Below are 805 nucleotides of genomic sequence, written 5' to 3' on the forward strand. Positions count from 1 at the left end.
AGCACCTGATAACGGAGATGACTTTTTACAGGCGTCAGCCAGTGTGTCTGCTTCCCGGCCTGTTGCCACTCAAGTAAAAAAGCCGCACTGAAATAACAGCGATCAAACAGCGTCAGAGTATGGTCCGGCGCAGAAGAAATCAGCTGTTGAGCCAGCGTGAGTTCTCCTTCGGCAACCCCACCGAATGCCGCATCCAGTAACATATGGGAGTGCGTCGCCATCAGCCCGACCATCCTGACCTGAGGAAAGGCGCCTGTGGAAGGTTCAATGAATCCAAATGCTGCGGCGTTCTCCGGGGAGTCTGGAGCACGGAACAGCGTTCCGTCGACGCTCAGCACATGTAATCCATGAAACGCCTCATTACCCAGAGCAGCAGGCAACCATGCTTCATTGCAGGCATGGAAAAGATACCGGAGAGGGGCTTCACCCAGGCGCTGACGCGCCGCCGTAAGGACACTGGGAGCGAGAGCCTGATAACCGTCATCGGGCTGAAGAACAATGTCGAGATGGTGGCATACATCCTTGATGGACAAATCGCGCAGCACGCCCATCATCAGAATGAGCCAGACAGCCTGCTCAGCGGGAAGGCGACGTCGGCGGATACTGGCCTTGTTGCATGCGGTAAGGGCCTGATGTATCCAGGCAGGATCGAGCGAACGAGAAAAGGCATCAAGCTCAGAAGGGCAAACATCAACAACGAAATCCATATCGTGTTCAGACATAAAAAAATCCGGAATCAGAGGGCTGAATCCGGATTGTCTCTTACTGAGTGGATCGTTCAAGTGTTCTTAAACGATCGGCATTA

At 53.7% G+C, this 805-nt stretch carries 1 protein-coding gene; it reads right to left on the bottom strand.

The window, feature by feature from the left end; translation table 11 throughout:
* A partial coding sequence (locus tag M6G53_RS24930; RefSeq protein ID WP_253335233.1) for an IS4 family transposase occupies positions 1-722 on the bottom strand: 722 nt, incomplete at its 3' end.
* Positions 723-805: the final 83 nt, after the last annotated feature.

It is taken from the genome of Serratia nevei, from assembly GCF_024160145.1.
GTDB lineage: Bacteria > Pseudomonadota > Gammaproteobacteria > Enterobacterales > Enterobacteriaceae > Serratia > Serratia nevei_A.